Origin of the sequence: Burkholderia sp. SCN-KJ (assembly GCF_024656005.1) — a bacterium.
GTDB lineage: Bacteria > Pseudomonadota > Gammaproteobacteria > Burkholderiales > Burkholderiaceae > Burkholderia.
Window position 1 is genome coordinate 87,390 of the sequence record NZ_JANKOG010000026.1, and the last position, 15,189, is coordinate 102,578.

Here is a 15,189-nt window from a genome sequence, read left to right on the forward strand (position 1 = left end):
GGTTTATTGCGCGCGCAGCCGGTAGCCGCGTTGCGCCTTGCTGATGTTTTCGGGGGCGAGGCCCGGCAGCGCTTGCTGCAGTTCGGCGGCGAGTGTCGCGAGCGCCGCTTCCGGGCCGTCGATCAGTTCGAGTTCGATTTCGCTGATCGGTTCGCGGCGCGTATCGCGTTCCGTCTGGACGACGATCTCGCCGACGTCCACCGCGGCCTCGACGGTTGCGCCGCCGATTGCGATGCGCCACAGCGTACGCGAAAAATCCGTCCGGAACAGTGCGTGCAGCGCGGGCGCCGCATCGCGCAGCGCGCCGGCAGCCTCCGGCACGTCGCACGCGGTGACGAGCGCGTCGATTTCGAGCGCATCGCCGGCGACGGGCAATTCCCATTCATGGCGGCGATGCAGGCCGGCTTCCGCGCTGCCGACCGTCTTGAAGGTCTGCAGCCAGCCGTGCGGCGTGCGGCGCACGCGCACCGCGCTCTTCGAGCGCGCCAGCGCGAGGTCGGGCGTGTCGTAGTAGACGTTCGCGAGCGCGATCACATTACCGGTTTCGCCGGTCAGCGTCTCGAAAAAGCGCCGCGCCGCATCGGCCTGGCCGGCCGGCAGCGCGAGCTTGATTTCCTTTTCGATCGCCATCAGAAAAACATCCGCGCCAGTTCCTCGCCCGGCTGGTCGGCGCGCATGAACGCTTCGCCGACGAGGAACGCGTTCACGTTCGCCGCGCGCATCGTGTCGACGTCGGTGCGCGACAGGATGCCCGACTCGGTCACGACCATGCGATCCGGCGGAATCATGTCGAGCATGTCGAGCGTGGTCTGGATCGTCGTCTCGAACGTGCGCAGGTTGCGGTTGTTGATGCCGAGCAGCGGCGTCTTCAGCGTCAGCGCCTGTTCCATCTCGTCGCGGTCGTGAACTTCGACCAGCACCGCGAGGCCGAGCGAGTGCGCGTACGCCTCGAGGTCCTGCATCAGCGGCGTGTCGAGCGCGGCCGCGATCAGCAGGATCGCGTCGGCACCCATCGCGCGCGCCTCGAGGATCTGGTACGCGTCGACGATGAAGTCCTTGCGCAGCACCGGCAGCGTGCACGCCGCACGCGCTTCCTCGAGATAGCGGACGCTGCCCTGGAAGAATTGCTCGTCGGTCAGCACCGACAGGCACGCGGCGCCGTGGGCCGCATACGAGCGCGCGATGTCGGCCGGTACGAAATGCTCGCGCAGCACGCCCTTCGACGGGCTCGCCTTCTTCACTTCGGCGATTACCGCCGCCTGGCCGGCTGCCTGCTTCGCGCGCAGCGCGCCGACGAAGTCGCGCAGGTCGCGCGCCGATGCGTCCAGTTTCAGTGCCTCGAGCGGCGTGCTGCGCATGGCCGCCGCGACTTCTTCGCGCTTGACGGCGATGATTCGGTCGAGAATGTCGCTCATGTGGGTTCCTGCTTGATTCGTAAAGGGAGTCAGCGCTTGAACTGCTGCGTGAAGCGCACGAGTTCGTCGACCTTCGCGCGTGCCTTGCCGCTCGCGATCGCTTCGCGGGCGAGCTGGATGCCGTCGGCGATCGATTCGGCGATATTGGCGGCATAGAGCGCGGTGCCCGCGTTCAGCGTGACGATCTCGCGTGCGACACCCGGCTGGTTGTCCAGCGCGCCGAGCAGCATCGTGCGCGATTCCTCGGCATTTTCCACCTTCAGCGTGCGGTTCGACACCATCTGCAGGCCGAAGTCCTCCGGATGGATCTCGTATTCGTGCACCTTGCCGTCGCGCAATTCGCCGACGAGCGTCGCGGCGCCCAGCGACACTTCATCCATCCCGTCCTTGCCGTACACGACCAGCACGTGCTGCGCGCCGAGGCGCTGCATCACGCGCACCTGGATGCCGACGAGGTCGGGGTGGAACACGCCCATCAGCTGGTTCGGCGCGCCGGCCGGATTGGTCAGCGGGCCGAGAATGTTGAAGATCGTCCGCACGCCGAGCTCGCGGCGCACGGCTGCAATGTTCTTCATCGCCGGATGATGGTTCGGCGCGAACATGAAGCCCATGCCGGTTTCGGCGATCGATGCGGCAACCTGGTCGGGCTGCAGGTCGATGTTCACGCCGAGCGCCTCGAGCACGTCGGCGCTGCCGGACTTGCTCGACACGCCGCGGTTGCCGTGCTTCGCGACCTTCGCGCCGGCCGCCGCCGTGATGAACATCGACGCGGTCGAGATGTTGAACGTGTGCGCGCCGTCGCCGCCCGTGCCGACGATGTCGACGAAGTTCGAGTTGTCCTGCACTTCGACGTGGTTCGCGAATTCGCGCATCACGGTCGCGGCGGCGGCGATCTCGCCGATCGTCTCCTTCTTCACGCGCAGCCCGGTGATGATCGCGGCCGCCATCACGGGCGACATGTCGCCGCGCATGATGAGCCGCATCAGGTGCAGCATTTCGTCGTGGAAGATCTCGCGGTGCTCGATCGTGCGTTGCAGCGCTTCCTGCGGGGTAATCGTCATCGTGCGTCTCCCGTCAGGCTGCCGGCGCGGCCGCGCGGGCCGCTGCGCGATTCTGCTTCAGGAAATTCTCGAGCAGCGCATGGCCGTGCTCGGAGAGGATCGATTCCGGGTGGAACTGCACGCCTTCGACCGGCAGCGTCTTGTGGCGCACGCCCATGATCTCGCCGTCGTCGGTCCACGCGGACACCTCGAGGCAGTCGGGCAGCGATTCGCGTTCGATCGCGAGCGAGTGGTAGCGCGTGACGTCGAAATGCTTCGGCAGGTCGGCGAACACGCCGCGGCAGTCGGTTTCGATCCGGCTCACCTTGCCGTGCATGATGGTCTTCGCGCGCACGACGCGGCCGCCGAATGCTTCGCCGATCGCCTGGTGGCCGAGGCAGACGCCGAGGATCGGCTTCTTGCCCGCGAATTCGCGCAGCACGTCGAGCGTGATGCCCGCGTGCTGCGGATTGCTCGGGCCGGGCGACAGGCAGATGGCGGCGGGATTCAGGCGCGCGATGTCGTCGAGCGTGATTTCGTCGTTGCGATAGGTGTGCACGTCCTCGCCCAGTTCGCCGAAGTACTGGACCAGGTTGTAGGTGAACGAGTCGTAGTTGTCGATCATGAGCAGCATGGTCAGTCTCCGGTCAGAAGTCGCTATCGAGGCCGTCCTGGACCTGTTCGGCCGCACGCAGCACCGCGCGCGCCTTGTTCTCGGTCTCTTGCCATTCGGATTCGGGCACCGAGTCCGCGACGACGCCGGCCGCCGCTTGCACGTACAGGTTGCCGTTGTGGATCAGGCCCGTGCGGATCGCGATCGCGAGATCCATCTCGCCCGAGAACGACAGGTAGCCGACGGCGCCGCCGTACAGCCCGCGCTTGATCGGCTCGAGCTCGTCGATCAGCTCCATCGCGCGCACCTTCGGCGCGCCGGACAGCGTGCCGGCCGGGAACGTTGCGCGCAGCACGTCGTAGTTCGTCATGCCGGGCTTCAGCTTGCCTTCGACCGAGCTGACGATGTGCTGCACGTGCGAGTACTTCTCGATCACCATCTTGTCGGTCACCTGCACCGAGCCGATTTCCGCGATGCGGCCGACGTCGTTGCGCGCGAGGTCGATCAGCATCACGTGCTCGGCGATTTCCTTCGGGTCGTTCAGCAGTTCGGTCGCGAGTTCCGCATCGCGCTCGGGCGTGTTGCCGCGCGGACGCGTGCCGGCGAGCGGACGGATCGTGACGATCTGGTCTTCGCCGCGCTTTTCCTGGCGCACCAGGATTTCCGGCGACGCGCCGACCACGTGGAAATCGCCGAAGTTGTAGTAGTACATGTACGGCGAAGGATTCAGCGAACGCAGCGCGCGATACAGCGACAGCGGATTGTCGCGATACGGCTTCGTCAGACGCTGGCCGACCTGGATCTGCATCAGTTCGCCGGCCGCGATGTATTCCTTCGCCTGGCGCACGGCGGCCAGATAGTCTTCCTTCTTGAACTCGCGGAACGTCTCGGTGCGCACACTCGCCGACGTGACGGGCGGCTGCACGGTCGTGCGCAGGCGCTGCTTCAGCTCGCGCAGGCGCTGCTTGGCCTTCGTATAGGCTTCCGGCTGGGCCGGATCCGCATAGATGATCAGATAGAGCTTGCCGGCGAGGTTGTCGATCACCGCGACTTCTTCGGTGAGCAGCAGCTGGATGTCGGGCAGGCCGAGATCGTCGCGCGGCGCGGTGTTCGCAAGTTTCTTCTCGATGTAGCGCACCGCGTCGTAACCGAAATAGCCGGCGAGGCCGCCGCAGAAGCGCGGCAGGCCCGGGCGCTGCGCCACCTTGAAGCGCGCCTGGAACGACTCGATGAATTCGAACGGGTCGCCGTCGTGCGTCTCGACGACCTGGCCGTCGCGCACCACTTCGGACACGCCGTTGCGGGTGCGCACCAGCGTGCGGGCCGGCAGGCCGATGAACGAATAGCGGCCGAAGCGTTCGCCGCCGACTACCGACTCGAGCAGGAACGAGTTGGCGCCCGCGCGTTCAGGCTGGGCCAGCTTCAGGTAGAGGGACAGCGGCGTTTCGAGGTCGGCGAGCGCTTCCGCGATCAGCGGGATGCGGTTGTAGCCTTCGTTCGCAAGCGATTGGAATTCGAGTTCGGTCATGTTCCGGTCCTGTTCGGGACGAGCGGCGGCGTGCGCCAGGGATCACTTGACGCTGCGCGGGCTGCCGTCGGCGAAAGGGCGGTCGATCGAGAAGTGCCTGTTGCCGGCCGGCACGCCGGGCGTGAACGTCGCGAGCCTGCGGCCGGTCCTGAACGCAAGCGTTCGGACGCGGTAGAACTCGAGGTGGTGCGACGATCGGCGCGCGGCTGCGCAGCGAGATAAAAAACGGCGCTGAAGACGTGCCTCAGCGTACCTCATCGAAGAGGTTAGCGCGACCAGCGACGCCAGGGCCAGGCTCCCCGGTCGATGCTGCTCAGACTCCGTTTTTTATTCAGAAACATGCGGATGGAAGAAATAATCAGAGGGTTGGCCGGCCGGCGTTGTGCGCGGTGATCGCGCGGGCCGCGACCAGCAACGAATCGACTATACCATCCGAATTTATCGTTTGTATAGCTTTGCCGTGGTTGTAGCCGTATGGCACCGTCAGCGTCGCCATGCCGGCCGCGCGGCCCGCCAGCGCGTCGTTTTCCGAGTCGCCGATCGCAACCGCCGCGTCCGGCGCGACGCCGAGCGCTTCGCACGCCGTCAGCATCGGCAGCGGATCGGGCTTCTTGCGCGCGACGCTGTCGCCGCCGAGCACGATGCCGAAGCGATCGATCAGCCCGTATTGCTCGAGCAGCTCGACCGCGAAGCGGTGCGGCTTGTTCGTCACGCATGCGAGCCGGATGCCGGCCGTGCGCAACGCATCGAGGCCGGTTGCGACGTCCGGATAGAGACGCGTGTGGCGGCCGTTGATCTTCGCGTACTCGGTCTGGTAGATCGCGAGCGCGTCGTCGAAGCGCGCGTGCGCTTCGTCGGGCGTGAAGCGCGGCTTCAGCACGCTCTGGATCAGATGCTCGGAGCCCTTGCCGACGTAGCCGATCACCTCATCGCGCGACGTGGCCGGCGCGCCGAGCTGCGCGAGCATTCCGTTCAGCCCGGCCGTGAAATCGTCGGCCGTGTCGACCATCGTGCCGTCGAGGTCGATCAGCGCCGCGTCGATGCGCGGCGTCGCGAAACGGACCGTGCCGTTAGCTGCGGGCCCGGCCAGCGAGGAATCGGCCACGGCGTCAGCTCCGCGCGACGGTGGCGAGCGCGGCACGCATCTCGTCGATCACCGTGCGGTAGTCGGGCTTGCCGAAGATCGCCGAACCCGCGACGAAGGTGTCCGCGCCGGCCGCCGCGATTTCCGCGATGTTGTCGGCCTTCACGCCGCCGTCGACCTCGAGCAGGATCTCGCGGCCGGTGCGCTCGGTGTACGCGTCGATGCGGGCGCGCGCTTCGCGCAGCTTGTTCAGCGTTTCCGGAATGAACGACTGGCCGCCGAAGCCGGGGTTCACCGACATCAGCAGCACGAAGTCGAGGCGGTCCATCACGTGGTCGAGATAGTTCAACGGCGTGGCCGGGTTGAACACGAGGCCGGCCTTGCAGCCGTGATCGCGGATCAGCGACAGCGTACGATCGATGTGGTCCGAGCCTTCCGGGTGGAAGCTGATCAGGTTCGCGCCGGCTTTCGCGAAATCGGGCACGATCCGGTCGACCGGGCGCACCATCAGGTGCACGTCGATCGGCACCTGCACGTGCGGGCGGATCGCCTCGCAGACGAGCGGGCCGATCGTGAGGTTCGGCACATAATGGTTGTCCATCACGTCGAAGTGAATCCAGTCGGCGCCGGCGGCGACCACGTTGCGGACTTCTTCGCCGAGCCGTGCAAAGTCGGCCGACAGGATGCTGGGAGCGATGCGGAATTGAGTCATGACAGGGGAGCGGGGACGCAGCGGCGCAAAACCGCCATTCTACCGTCCGGCGACCCGGTGCGCGGCGACGGGCCGTGCGGATGCGGCACGATTCCGCATAGAATGCCGAACCAGTGCGGCGCGCCCGCGGCCCGGCCGCTCGAGTCGGCGCGGGCGGTTACCTACAGCGGAAACATCATGAGTCAGTATCAGTTCACCGTTTCGGTGAAAACCAGCTACTTGCCGGAACAATCCGACCCCGATCGGCGTCAATACGCATTCGCGTACACGCTGACCATCCGCAATACCGGGCAGGTCGCGGCGCAGCTGATCGCGCGTCACTGGATCATCACGGACAGCGAAAACCACGTGCAGGAAGTGAAGGGGCTCGGCGTCGTCGGGCACCAGCCGCTGCTGCAGCCGGGCGAACAGTTCGAATACACGAGCTGGGCCGTGATCGCGACGCCGGTCGGCACGATGCGCGGCGCGTACTTCTGCGTGGCGGAGGACGGCGAGCGGTTCGACGCGCCGGTCGACGAGTTTGCGCTGCACATGCCGCGCACGCTGCATTGAGCGTGCGGGCGCTGGTCAGCGCGGCTGGCGGTCGTTGCCGCGGGCGTGCTTCTTCCTGCCCGACGACGTCCACACGACGATGAAGATTAGCAGGGCAAGCGCTACGAAGGCTTCGAGCGCGAAGATGAGCATCGGATATTGGTCGAGAAAATCTGACATGGCGGTTTCCATCAAGAACGGACATTGTATGTGGTTTGGGCCGCGGGCGGCCGGCTGGGTTGCGGCGGTCGCGACGGCGGCGCTGCTTGCCGCGTGCGGCGGCGCACCGACGCGCACGTCGACGCTCAAGCCGCCGACCGGTGCGGCGATCGTGCCGGGGCAGGTCGCCGCGAAGCGGCTGACGCCGGTTGCCTGGCAACAGGTGCCGGGCTGGCAGGACGATTCGCTGATCGGCGCGACGGCCGCGCTGCGGCAGAACTGTGTGCGGCTCGCGCGCCAGCCGGCATGGCAGCGCGCCTGCGCGGCCGCCGATCGCCTCGACGAACTCGACGTCAGCAGTGCGCGCGCATTCTTCGAAACGTATTTCACGCCGTTCCAGCTGGCGAACACCGACGGCACGCTCGACGGGCTCGTGACCGGCTATTACGAGCCGCTGCTGCACGGCTCCCGAGTACGTCGCGGTCCTTATCAATATGCGCTGTACCGCTGGCCGGCCGGCTATCGCGCCGGTGCCGCGCTGCCCGCTCGCGCGCAGCTCGAGCGCGCCGGCATCCTGAACGGCAACGAACTCGTGTGGGTCGACGATCCGATCGAGGCGTTCTTCCTGCAGGTGCAGGGCTCGGGACGCGTGCTGCTCGACGACGGTTCGGTGATGCGGGTGGGTTTCGGCGGCACCAACAACCAGCCGTATCGCTCGATCGGCAAGTGGCTGCTCGATCGCGGCGAGCTGACGCCCGCCCAGGCGACGATGCAGGGCATCAAGGCATGGGCGAAGGCGAACCCGACTCGCGTGGATGCGTTGCTCGACACGAATCCGCGATTCGTGTTCTTCCGCGACATGCCGACGAAGGAAGATGCACCGCACGGCGGCGCGGACGGCCCGATCGGTGCGCTCGGCGTGCCGCTCACGGCGGAGCGTTCGATCGCGGTCGATCCGTCGTCGATCCCGCTCGGCACGCCGGTGTTCCTGCAGACCACGCGTCCGCTGACGAATACGCCGATGAACCGGCTCGTGTTCGCGCAGGACACGGGTTCCGCGATCAAGGGCGGCGTGCGGGCCGACTATTTCTGGGGGCTCGGCGACGACGCCGGCGACCAGGCCGGACGGATGAAGCAGATCGGCCGGATGTGGCTGCTGTTCCCGAATTCTTGATCCGCGGTGACGCCGGCACGCACGTGTAGCCGGCGCATCGAGACGAGGCAGCCCGACCGGTTTTGGCCGGTCGGGCTGTTTTTTCGAGAGCCGCGCATGATCGCCGTTCCGGAGCGCCCTCGTGCCGTAGCCGGTATCAGCCCTTGCGCTTGTCGATGACGCGTCGCGCCTTGCCGACGGAGCGCTCGATTCCGTTCACGGGCAGCACGTTGATCACGGCCGTCACGCCGATCAGCGACTTGATGTCGTGTGCGAGCGCCTGCCTGGCCGCATGGATCGCCGCCGTGTCGGGCGCGGTTTCGGGGCACGGCTCGACATTGAGCGTCAGCACGTCGAGCGGACCTTCCTTCGTCAGCACGATCTGATAGTGCGGTGCCAGCGCCCGCTGCTTCAGCAGCTGTTCCTCGATCTGCGTCGGGAAGACGTTGACGCCCCGCACGATCATCATGTCGTCCGAGCGCCCGGTGATCTTTTCCATCCGGCGCATCGTGCGCGCGGTGCCGGGCAGCAGGCGCGTGAGGTCGCGCGTGCGGTAGCGGATGATCGGCAGCGCTTCCTTCGTCAGCGACGTGAAGACCAGCTCGCCGAGTTCGCCGTCCGGCAGCACTTCGCCGGTTTCGGGGTCGATGATTTCCGGGTAGAAGTAGTCTTCCCAGATGGTCGGGCCGTCCTTGGTCTCGACGCATTCCGACGCGACGCCCGGGCCCATCACTTCGGACAGACCGTAGATGTCGACCGCGTCGATGCCCATCCGCTGCTCGATGGCCACGCGCATGTCGTTGGTCCACGGTTCCGCGCCGAAGATGCCGATGCGCAGCGAACTCTGCGCGGGATCGAGGCCCTGGCGCTCGATCTCGTCGGCGATCGACAGCATGTAGCTCGGCGTCACCATGATGATGTCGGGCCGGAAATCCTGGATCAGCTGCACCTGCTTCTCGGTCTGGCCGCCGCCGAACGGGATCACGGTGAGCCCTGCGCGCTCGGCGCCGTAGTGTGCGCCGAGCCCACCGGTGAACAGACCGTAGCCGTAGCTGACATGAACCTTGTCGCCGCGCCGCGCGCCGGCCGCGCGGATCGAGCGCGCGACGAGATTCGCCCACGTATCGATGTCGCGCGCCGTATAGCCGACGACGGTCGGCTTGCCGGTCGTGCCCGACGACGCGTGAATGCGCGAGATCTGGTCCTGCGGCACCGCGAACATGCCGAACGGGTAGCTGTCGCGCAGGTCGCTCTTGGTCGTGAACGGGAAGCGCGACAGATCCGTGAGTGTCTTCAGGTCGTCGGGATGCACGCCCGCTTCGTCGAATTTGCGGCGATAGACGGGGGAGTGCTCATACGCATGCCGGAGCGACCATTTCAGGCGTTCGAGCTGTAACGCGGTCAGCTCGTCGCGTGAAGCGGTCTCGATCGGCTCGAGCGGTAGCGGGGTAGTCATGCCTGTCTCCAGTGATTGTTATGAGCGAGCCGTGGACGTCAGCGGTCTTCCGGGAGGACCGTGCCCTTGATCTGGGCCGATTTGCCGCGAAACATCGCGACCGTTTCGCCTGTCTGGTTCGTGACGCGGATGTCGTAGACGCCATGCCGGCCGTTGCGTGTCTGCTCGATCGCCTCGGCCGTCAGCAGGTCGTTGCCGTAGACGGGGCGCAGGTATTCGATCGAGCAGCCCGCGGCAACGGTATTCAGGTTGTACGAGTTGCACGCGAACGCGAACGTCGAATCGGCGAGCGTGAAGATGATGCCGCCGTGGCAGGTCTGGTGCCCGTTCAGGAATTCCGGCCGTACGCGCATCTGCAGGCGTGCGTAGCCGGCGCGCACTTCGGCGATTTCCATGCCGAACGCGCGGCTGCAGGCGTCCGCGTCGTACATGGCCCGTGCTGTCGCACGGGCGAGCGTATCGGGGTCGAGCGTGTCGGTGGAGGTGGTCATGTCAACGCCCCTCGAACCGCGGCGCGCGCTTCTCGATGAACGCCTTCACGCCTTCCGCGTAGTCGTACGACTGGCCGAGCTTGCGCTGCAGGTCACGCTCGAGGTCGAGCTGCTGGTCGAGCGTATTCGTGACGCTGTCGCGCATCGACTGCTTGATCGACGCGATCGCGAGCGTCGGTTGCTGCGCGAGCTGGTTGGCGACCTGACGGGCCGACGCGGTGAGCGCATCGTCGTCGACCGCGCGCCAGATCAAGCCCCATTGCTCGGCCTGTTCGGCGCCGAGCTTGTCGCCGGTCAGGGCGAGCCCCAGCGCGCGTGCCATGCCGACGCGTTGCGGCAGGAACCATGTGCCGCCCGAATCGGGCACGAGCCCGATCTTGACGAAGGCCTGGATGAAACTGCTCGAGCGCGCGGCGAACACGATGTCGCAGGCGAGCGCGAGATTCGCGCCGGCGCCGGCCGCCGTGCCGTTGACGGCGGCGATCACCGGAATCGGCATGCGTTGCAGGCGGCGGATCAGTGGATTGAAATGTTCGTCGATCAGCGTGCCGAGGTCGGTGGACGCGCCCGGCGTGAAGTCGAGGTCGGCCAGGTCCTGGCCTGCGCAGAAGCCGCGCCCCCCACCCGTCAGGATCAGCGCACGCGCGCCGGCCGTCTCGACTTCATCGAGTGCCGACTGCAGTTCGCGGTGCATTGCCCGCGTGAAGCTGTTCAGCTTGTCCGGACGGTTGAGGGTGATCGTGGCCACGTGGGCAGCCTGATCGATATCCAGCTGGATCGCCTGATATGACATGCAGTGTCTCCTTCATGACTTCGTTATAGGCGCGCGGTGCGTCGGTTACACGCGTTCGATGGCGATCGCGATGCCCTGGCCGACGCCGATGCACATCGTACAGAGCGCAAAGCGGCCGCCCGTACGCTCGAGTTGATGAAGTGCCGTGGTCACGAGCCGGGCGCCCGATGCGCCGAGCGGGTGGCCGAGCGCGATCGCGCCGCCGTTCGGGTTCACGCGCGGATCGTCGTCGGCGACGCCGAGCATGCGCAGCACCGCGAGACCCTGCGACGCGAATGCCTCGTTCAGCTCGATCACGTCGAACTGATCGATCGTCATCCCGAGCTGGCGCAACAGTTTCTGCGTGGCCGGCGCCGGGCCGATGCCCATCACGCGCGGCTCGACGCCGGCGGTCGCCATGCCGACGACGCGCGCACGGCAGCGCAGCCCGTATTGATCGGCGGCTTCCGCGTTGGCGAGCAGCAGTGCGCATGCGCCGTCGTTGACGCCCGACGCGTTGCCGGCCGTCACCGAGCCGTCCGGGCGCACGACGCCCTTCAGCTTCGCGAGCGCTTCGAGCGACGTTTCGCGCGGATGCTCGTCGACGGATACGACGAGCGCGTCGCCTTTCTTCTGCGGAATCGTCACCGGGACGATTTCCTCGGCGAGCGTGCCGTCCCGCTGCGCGCGCGCGGCTTTCTGCTGGCTGCGCAGCGCGAACAGATCCTGGTCGGCGCGGCTGATGTCGTAGTCGACCGCGACGTTCTCGGCCGTCTCCGGCATCGAATCGACGCCGTATTGCTGTTTCATCAGCGGATTGACGAAACGCCAGCCGATCGTCGTGTCGAAAATGGCGGCCTGGCGCGCGAACGCGCTGGCGGCCTTGCCCATCACGAACGGCGCACGCGTCATGCTTTCGACGCCGCCCGCGATCATCAAGCGTGCCTCGCCCGCCTTGATCGCGCGCGCGGCGGTGCCGACGGCGTCCATGCCTGAGCCGCACAGCCGGTTCAGCGTCGTGCCCGGCACGGCGGTCGGTAGGCCCGCGAGCAGCGCGGACATGCGCGCGACGTTGCGATTGTCCTCGCCGGCCTGGTTCGCGCAGCCGTAGATCACGTCGTCGATTGCCGACCAGTCGACGTTGCGGTTGCGTTCGATCAGCGCCTTGAGCGGCACCGCGCCGAGATCGTCGGCACGAACGTCTTTCAGGGCGCCGCCGTAGCGGCCGATGGGGGTGCGAATCGCGTCGCAGATGTAGGCGTCGGTCATGGGTGTGTCGATGTGCAACGAACCCGCCGGTTGACGGATTCGTTCATGGTAGAGAACGTGGCGGCGTTTGCACGTCGGCCATTCGGGTTATGCCGTCTGGCCGGCTTCCGCGGGCGCTGCCTTCGGCGCAACATGGACGCGGCTTTGCACCACGCGGAACCGGTTGGCGACGAACGCCGGGTCTGCCAGCGCCGCGTTGGCGGCCGGGTTCGCGCCGGTGCCGTGGAAGTCGGAGAAGGCGGCCGACTGGTTGACGAACACGCCGCCCGTCAGGTTGATCGACAGCGCGACGCCGCCACGCACCGCCGCATCGTGCGCAGCGTCGAGCACCTTGTCGTCGTTGCTGTAGACGGAGAGCGTCAGCGCGCCATGTTCCGCCGCGATTTCGCCGGCGAGATCGAGCGACTGCGCGGTCGAATCGGTCGCGATCACGAACGAGATCGGGCCGAACCATTCCTGCGTGAACTTCGCGCGGTCGGCCACGTCGAGTTGCAGCACGAGCGGCGTGCGCACGCGAGCGTCGGCGAACGTCGGGTGCTGGAGCGTCTGGCTGTCGGCGAGTACGCGGCCGAGCTTGCGCGCGTCGTCGATGCGCGCGGTCACGCCGTCGTTCTGGATCGCGCCGATCAGTTCGACCGAGCGCGCCGGGTCGCCGGTCAGCTTCTGCACGGAGACGGCGATGGCCTGCGCGACTTCGTCGAAGCTCGCATGACCGTCTGCCGTCCGGATGCCGTCGCGCGGCACGTAGATGTTCTGCGGTGCCGTGCACATCTGGCCGGAGTACAGCGCCAGCGAGAACGCGATGTTCTTGGCCGCGGCCTTCAGGTCGTCGGTCGAGTCGATCACGATCTGGTTGACGCCCGCCTTCTCGGTATACACCTGTGCCTGGTGCGCATTGCGTTCGAGCCACGTGCCGTTTTGCGTGCTGCCCGTGAAGTCGATCAGCTTGATTTCAGGACGCAGCGCGAGGTCCTGCACGAGGGCGCCGTCGTTCGGCTCGGTCGCGAGGAGCGTGACGACGTTCGGATCGAAGCCGGCTTCGCGCAGCACGTCGCGGGCGATGCGGACCGTGATCGCGAGCGGCAGGATCGCGCCCGGATGGGGTTTGACGATCACCGTGTTGCCGGTCGCCAGATCGGCGAACAGGCCTGGGTAGCCGTTCCAGGTCGGGAACGTGCAGCAGCCGAGCACGAGGCCGGTGCCGCGCGGGACGATCGTATAGCGCTTGTGCATCGCGAGCGGCGGGTTCTTGCCTTGCGGCTTCTCCCAGTGCGCATCGGCGGGGATGCGACGCAACTCGTCCCATGCATAGGCGACCGCTTCGAGTGCTCGATCTTGCGCGTGCGGGCCGCCGGCCTGGAACGCCATCATGAACGCCTGGCCCGTCGTGTGCATCACGCTGTAGGCAATCTCGAAGCTCGCGCGATTCAGTCGCGCGAGGATTTCCAGGCTGACGCCGATCCAGGCGCTCGGGCCGGCTTCGCGCCATGCACGCTGAGCCGCGGCGGCTGCGGCAATCAGTTCGTCGGGCGTCGATTTCGGGTAGCGGATGCCCAGCGCGACCCCGTACGGCGACTGCTCCGCGCCGACGGTTCCGCCGGACGCCGGCTGGTCGAGCACGAACGTGTTGCCGAGGTGTGCCTTGAACGCCGCTTCGCCATCGGCGTTCGCGCTTTCCCCGTACACTTTGGGACTCGGCATTTCCGCGAACGGGCTCCAGTACCCGCGGCTCTCGATGGCGGCGAGGGCGTGTTTCAGCGTGTCTTCGTGCTTCGTGAACAGTGCATGGGTCATGACGGCGGCCTGATGGACGTTGAGAAGGGTTGGATCGATTAATTAACCGACCGGTTGGTCGGAGAATGGTAGCATCAAACTATTCGCATGTGCGAGGCGTTTCTCATTTCATTGATCGAGGAGAAATAGATGTCTTACGAGAACATCCTGGTGGAGACCCGGGGGCGAGTCGGGCTGGTCACGCTGAATCGTCCGAAGGCGCTGAATGCGCTGAACGATGCATTGATGGATGAATTGGGCGCTGCGCTGAAAGCGTTCGACGCGGACGACGAGATCGGCGCAATCGTCGTGACGGGGAGCGAGAAGGCGTTCGCGGCCGGGGCCGACATCGGCATGATGGCGACCTATTCCTATATGGATGTTTACCGCGGCGACTACATCACCCGTAACTGGGAGACCGTCCGCGAGATCCGCAAGCCGATCATTGCTGCCGTCGCGGGCTTCGCGCTGGGCGGGGGCTGCGAGCTCGCGATGATGTGCGACATCATCTTCGCGGCGGAAACGGCCAAGTTCGGTCAACCCGAGATCAAGCTGGGCGTGATGCCGGGCGCTGGCGGCACGCAGCGCCTGCCGCGCGCTGTCTCGAAGGCGAAGGCCATGGACATGTGCCTGACCGCACGTTTCATGGATGCAGCCGAGGCGGAGCGGGCCGGGCTGGTGTCGCGTGTGCTGCCTGCCGACAAGCTGCTCGACGAGGCGATTGCCGCTGCGACGACGATCGCCGAGTTTTCTCTGCCGGCGGTCATGATGGTCAAGGAGTCGGTGAACCGCGCATACGAGACGACGCTGGCCGAGGGTGTCCATTTCGAGCGTCGACTGTTCCATTCGCTGTTCGCGACCGAAGATCAGAAGGAAGGGATGGCGGCATTCGTCGAGAAGCGGAAACCGGTATTCAAGAACCGTTGATTCGCCGGCGGCCGGGTGGAGCTTGGCGAGCGACGGGTGTCGGTCGCCGCCATGATCGCCTGGTGCAACGAACCCCGAGCCCCCGTGCGCGGCAGCGCACGGGGGCTTTTCAAAATATTTTCACAAAGGGGTTGCGCAGACGAGGGCAGGTGCTTAGAATCACGCCTCTTTCGCGCTAACGGAAACGCAGCGCGGGGGAAGAAGGGAAGCGGTGCGGTTGAGGGCGGGTTGTACGAGCCCCGGCGCACACGAAGTTGAACCCCAGC

At 66.5% G+C, this 15,189-nt stretch carries 16 protein-coding genes; 3 read left to right on the forward strand and 13 right to left on the reverse strand.

Features of this window, described 5'->3' with window-relative positions:
• Positions 1 to 3: 3 nt before the first annotated feature.
• From NQV17_RS31445 to rpe, 7 genes are all read right to left on the reverse strand, one after another.
• Positions 4 to 630, reverse strand: a complete 627-nt coding sequence (locus tag NQV17_RS31445) for a CYTH domain-containing protein (RefSeq protein ID WP_257775249.1) — start codon at positions 628 to 630, stop codon at positions 4 to 6.
• Positions 630 to 1,415: an indole-3-glycerol phosphate synthase TrpC gene (trpC, locus tag NQV17_RS31450; protein WP_044845878.1), complete on the reverse strand. Its 786-nt coding sequence runs from the start codon at positions 1,413 to 1,415 to the stop codon at positions 630 to 632. The genes NQV17_RS31445 and trpC overlap by 1 nt, the downstream gene beginning before the upstream one ends.
• A gap of 29 nt (positions 1,416 to 1,444) precedes the next feature.
• A complete protein-coding gene (trpD, locus tag NQV17_RS31455; RefSeq protein ID WP_039318793.1) occupies positions 1,445 to 2,476 on the reverse strand; it encodes an anthranilate phosphoribosyltransferase in 1,032 nt (343 codons plus the stop codon).
• Positions 2,477 to 2,489: 13 nt separating this feature from the next.
• Positions 2,490 to 3,089, reverse strand: coding sequence for an aminodeoxychorismate/anthranilate synthase component II (locus NQV17_RS31460; protein ID WP_044845877.1), 600 nt, complete (start codon positions 3,087 to 3,089; stop codon positions 2,490 to 2,492).
• A gap of 13 nt (positions 3,090 to 3,102) precedes the next feature.
• Positions 3,103 to 4,596, reverse strand: a complete 1,494-nt coding sequence (gene trpE, locus NQV17_RS31465) for an anthranilate synthase component I (RefSeq protein ID WP_059449739.1) — start codon at positions 4,594 to 4,596, stop codon at positions 3,103 to 3,105.
• Positions 4,597 to 4,954: 358 nt separating this feature from the next.
• Complete coding sequence (locus NQV17_RS31470) at positions 4,955 to 5,701, reverse strand: phosphoglycolate phosphatase (RefSeq protein WP_257775250.1); 747 nt, start codon at positions 5,699 to 5,701, stop codon at positions 4,955 to 4,957.
• Positions 5,702 to 5,705: 4 nt separating this feature from the next.
• Positions 5,706 to 6,392: a ribulose-phosphate 3-epimerase gene (rpe, locus tag NQV17_RS31475; RefSeq protein WP_044845875.1), complete on the reverse strand. Its 687-nt coding sequence runs from the start codon at positions 6,390 to 6,392 to the stop codon at positions 5,706 to 5,708.
• A 177-nt stretch (positions 6,393 to 6,569) separates the two neighbouring features.
• Between rpe and apaG the strand changes: the two genes are divergently transcribed.
• On the forward strand, positions 6,570 to 6,944 hold the full coding sequence (gene apaG, locus NQV17_RS31480) for a Co2+/Mg2+ efflux protein ApaG (RefSeq protein ID WP_057924835.1): 375 nt from the start codon (positions 6,570 to 6,572) through the stop codon (positions 6,942 to 6,944).
• A 15-nt stretch (positions 6,945 to 6,959) separates the two neighbouring features.
• On the opposite strand, the gene NQV17_RS31485 is transcribed toward apaG, so the two are convergent.
• Positions 6,960 to 7,103 (reverse strand): hypothetical protein, encoded by a 144-nt coding sequence (locus tag NQV17_RS31485; protein WP_006758475.1) that lies wholly within the window; start codon positions 7,101 to 7,103, stop codon positions 6,960 to 6,962.
• Positions 7,104 to 7,131: 28 nt separating this feature from the next.
• Between NQV17_RS31485 and NQV17_RS31490 the strand changes: the two genes are divergently transcribed.
• A complete protein-coding gene (locus NQV17_RS31490) occupies positions 7,132 to 8,256 on the forward strand; it encodes a murein transglycosylase A (RefSeq protein ID WP_257775251.1) in 1,125 nt (374 codons plus the stop codon).
• A 136-nt stretch (positions 8,257 to 8,392) separates the two neighbouring features.
• On the opposite strand, the gene paaK is transcribed toward NQV17_RS31490, so the two are convergent.
• From paaK to paaN, 5 genes are all read right to left on the reverse strand, one after another.
• Positions 8,393 to 9,691 (reverse strand): phenylacetate--CoA ligase PaaK, encoded by a 1,299-nt coding sequence (gene paaK, locus NQV17_RS31495; protein ID WP_044845874.1) that lies wholly within the window; start codon positions 9,689 to 9,691, stop codon positions 8,393 to 8,395.
• Positions 9,692 to 9,729: 38 nt separating this feature from the next.
• Positions 9,730 to 10,182: a hydroxyphenylacetyl-CoA thioesterase PaaI gene (paaI, locus tag NQV17_RS31500; protein ID WP_257775252.1), complete on the reverse strand. Its 453-nt coding sequence runs from the start codon at positions 10,180 to 10,182 to the stop codon at positions 9,730 to 9,732.
• A gap of 1 nt (position 10,183) precedes the next feature.
• Positions 10,184 to 10,975 carry a 2-(1,2-epoxy-1,2-dihydrophenyl)acetyl-CoA isomerase PaaG gene (gene paaG, locus NQV17_RS31505; RefSeq protein ID WP_257775253.1) on the reverse strand — a complete coding sequence of 264 codons (792 nt, stop codon included), beginning with the start codon at positions 10,973 to 10,975 and terminating at the stop codon, positions 10,184 to 10,186.
• Between the two features lie 45 nt (positions 10,976 to 11,020).
• Positions 11,021 to 12,223: a 3-oxoadipyl-CoA thiolase gene (gene pcaF, locus NQV17_RS31510; protein ID WP_257775254.1), complete on the reverse strand. Its 1,203-nt coding sequence runs from the start codon at positions 12,221 to 12,223 to the stop codon at positions 11,021 to 11,023.
• Positions 12,224 to 12,310: 87 nt separating this feature from the next.
• On the reverse strand, positions 12,311 to 14,017 hold the full coding sequence (gene paaN / locus NQV17_RS31515; protein WP_257775255.1) for a phenylacetic acid degradation protein PaaN: 1,707 nt from the start codon (positions 14,015 to 14,017) through the stop codon (positions 12,311 to 12,313).
• A gap of 129 nt (positions 14,018 to 14,146) precedes the next feature.
• Here paaN and NQV17_RS31520 point away from each other — a divergent pair, with 129 nt between their 5' ends.
• Positions 14,147 to 14,923, forward strand: a complete 777-nt coding sequence (locus NQV17_RS31520; protein WP_044845869.1) for an enoyl-CoA hydratase — start codon at positions 14,147 to 14,149, stop codon at positions 14,921 to 14,923.
• The last annotated feature ends 266 nt before the right edge of the window (positions 14,924 to 15,189 follow it).

Excerpts from the sequence above, each read along its gene's own strand:
- paaI (WP_257775252.1), bottom strand. The coding sequence starts at position 10,182 with ATGACCACCTCCACCGACACGCTCGACCCCGATACGCTCGCCCGTGCG.
- paaN (WP_257775255.1), bottom strand. The coding sequence starts at position 14,017 with ATGACCCATGCACTGTTCACGAAGCACGAAGACACGCTGAAACACGCC.
- pcaF (WP_257775254.1), bottom strand. The coding sequence starts at position 12,223 with ATGACCGACGCCTACATCTGCGACGCGATTCGCACCCCCATCGGCCGC.
- NQV17_RS31460 (WP_044845877.1), bottom strand. The coding sequence starts at position 3,089 with ATGCTGCTCATGATCGACAACTACGACTCGTTCACCTACAACCTGGTC.
- paaK (WP_044845874.1), bottom strand. The coding sequence starts at position 9,691 with ATGACTACCCCGCTACCGCTCGAGCCGATCGAGACCGCTTCACGCGAC.
- NQV17_RS31445 (WP_257775249.1), bottom strand. The coding sequence starts at position 630 with ATGGCGATCGAAAAGGAAATCAAGCTCGCGCTGCCGGCCGGCCAGGCC.
- rpe (WP_044845875.1), bottom strand. The coding sequence starts at position 6,392 with ATGACTCAATTCCGCATCGCTCCCAGCATCCTGTCGGCCGACTTTGCA.
- apaG (WP_057924835.1), top strand. The coding sequence starts at position 6,570 with ATGAGTCAGTATCAGTTCACCGTTTCGGTGAAAACCAGCTACTTGCCG.
- NQV17_RS31490 (WP_257775251.1), top strand. The coding sequence starts at position 7,132 with ATGTGGTTTGGGCCGCGGGCGGCCGGCTGGGTTGCGGCGGTCGCGACG.
- paaG (WP_257775253.1), bottom strand. The coding sequence starts at position 10,975 with ATGTCATATCAGGCGATCCAGCTGGATATCGATCAGGCTGCCCACGTG.
- NQV17_RS31485 (WP_006758475.1), bottom strand. The coding sequence starts at position 7,103 with ATGTCAGATTTTCTCGACCAATATCCGATGCTCATCTTCGCGCTCGAA.
- trpE (WP_059449739.1), bottom strand. The coding sequence starts at position 4,596 with ATGACCGAACTCGAATTCCAATCGCTTGCGAACGAAGGCTACAACCGC.
- NQV17_RS31520 (WP_044845869.1), top strand. The coding sequence starts at position 14,147 with ATGTCTTACGAGAACATCCTGGTGGAGACCCGGGGGCGAGTCGGGCTG.
- trpC (WP_044845878.1), bottom strand. The coding sequence starts at position 1,415 with ATGAGCGACATTCTCGACCGAATCATCGCCGTCAAGCGCGAAGAAGTC.
- trpD (WP_039318793.1), bottom strand. The coding sequence starts at position 2,476 with ATGACGATTACCCCGCAGGAAGCGCTGCAACGCACGATCGAGCACCGC.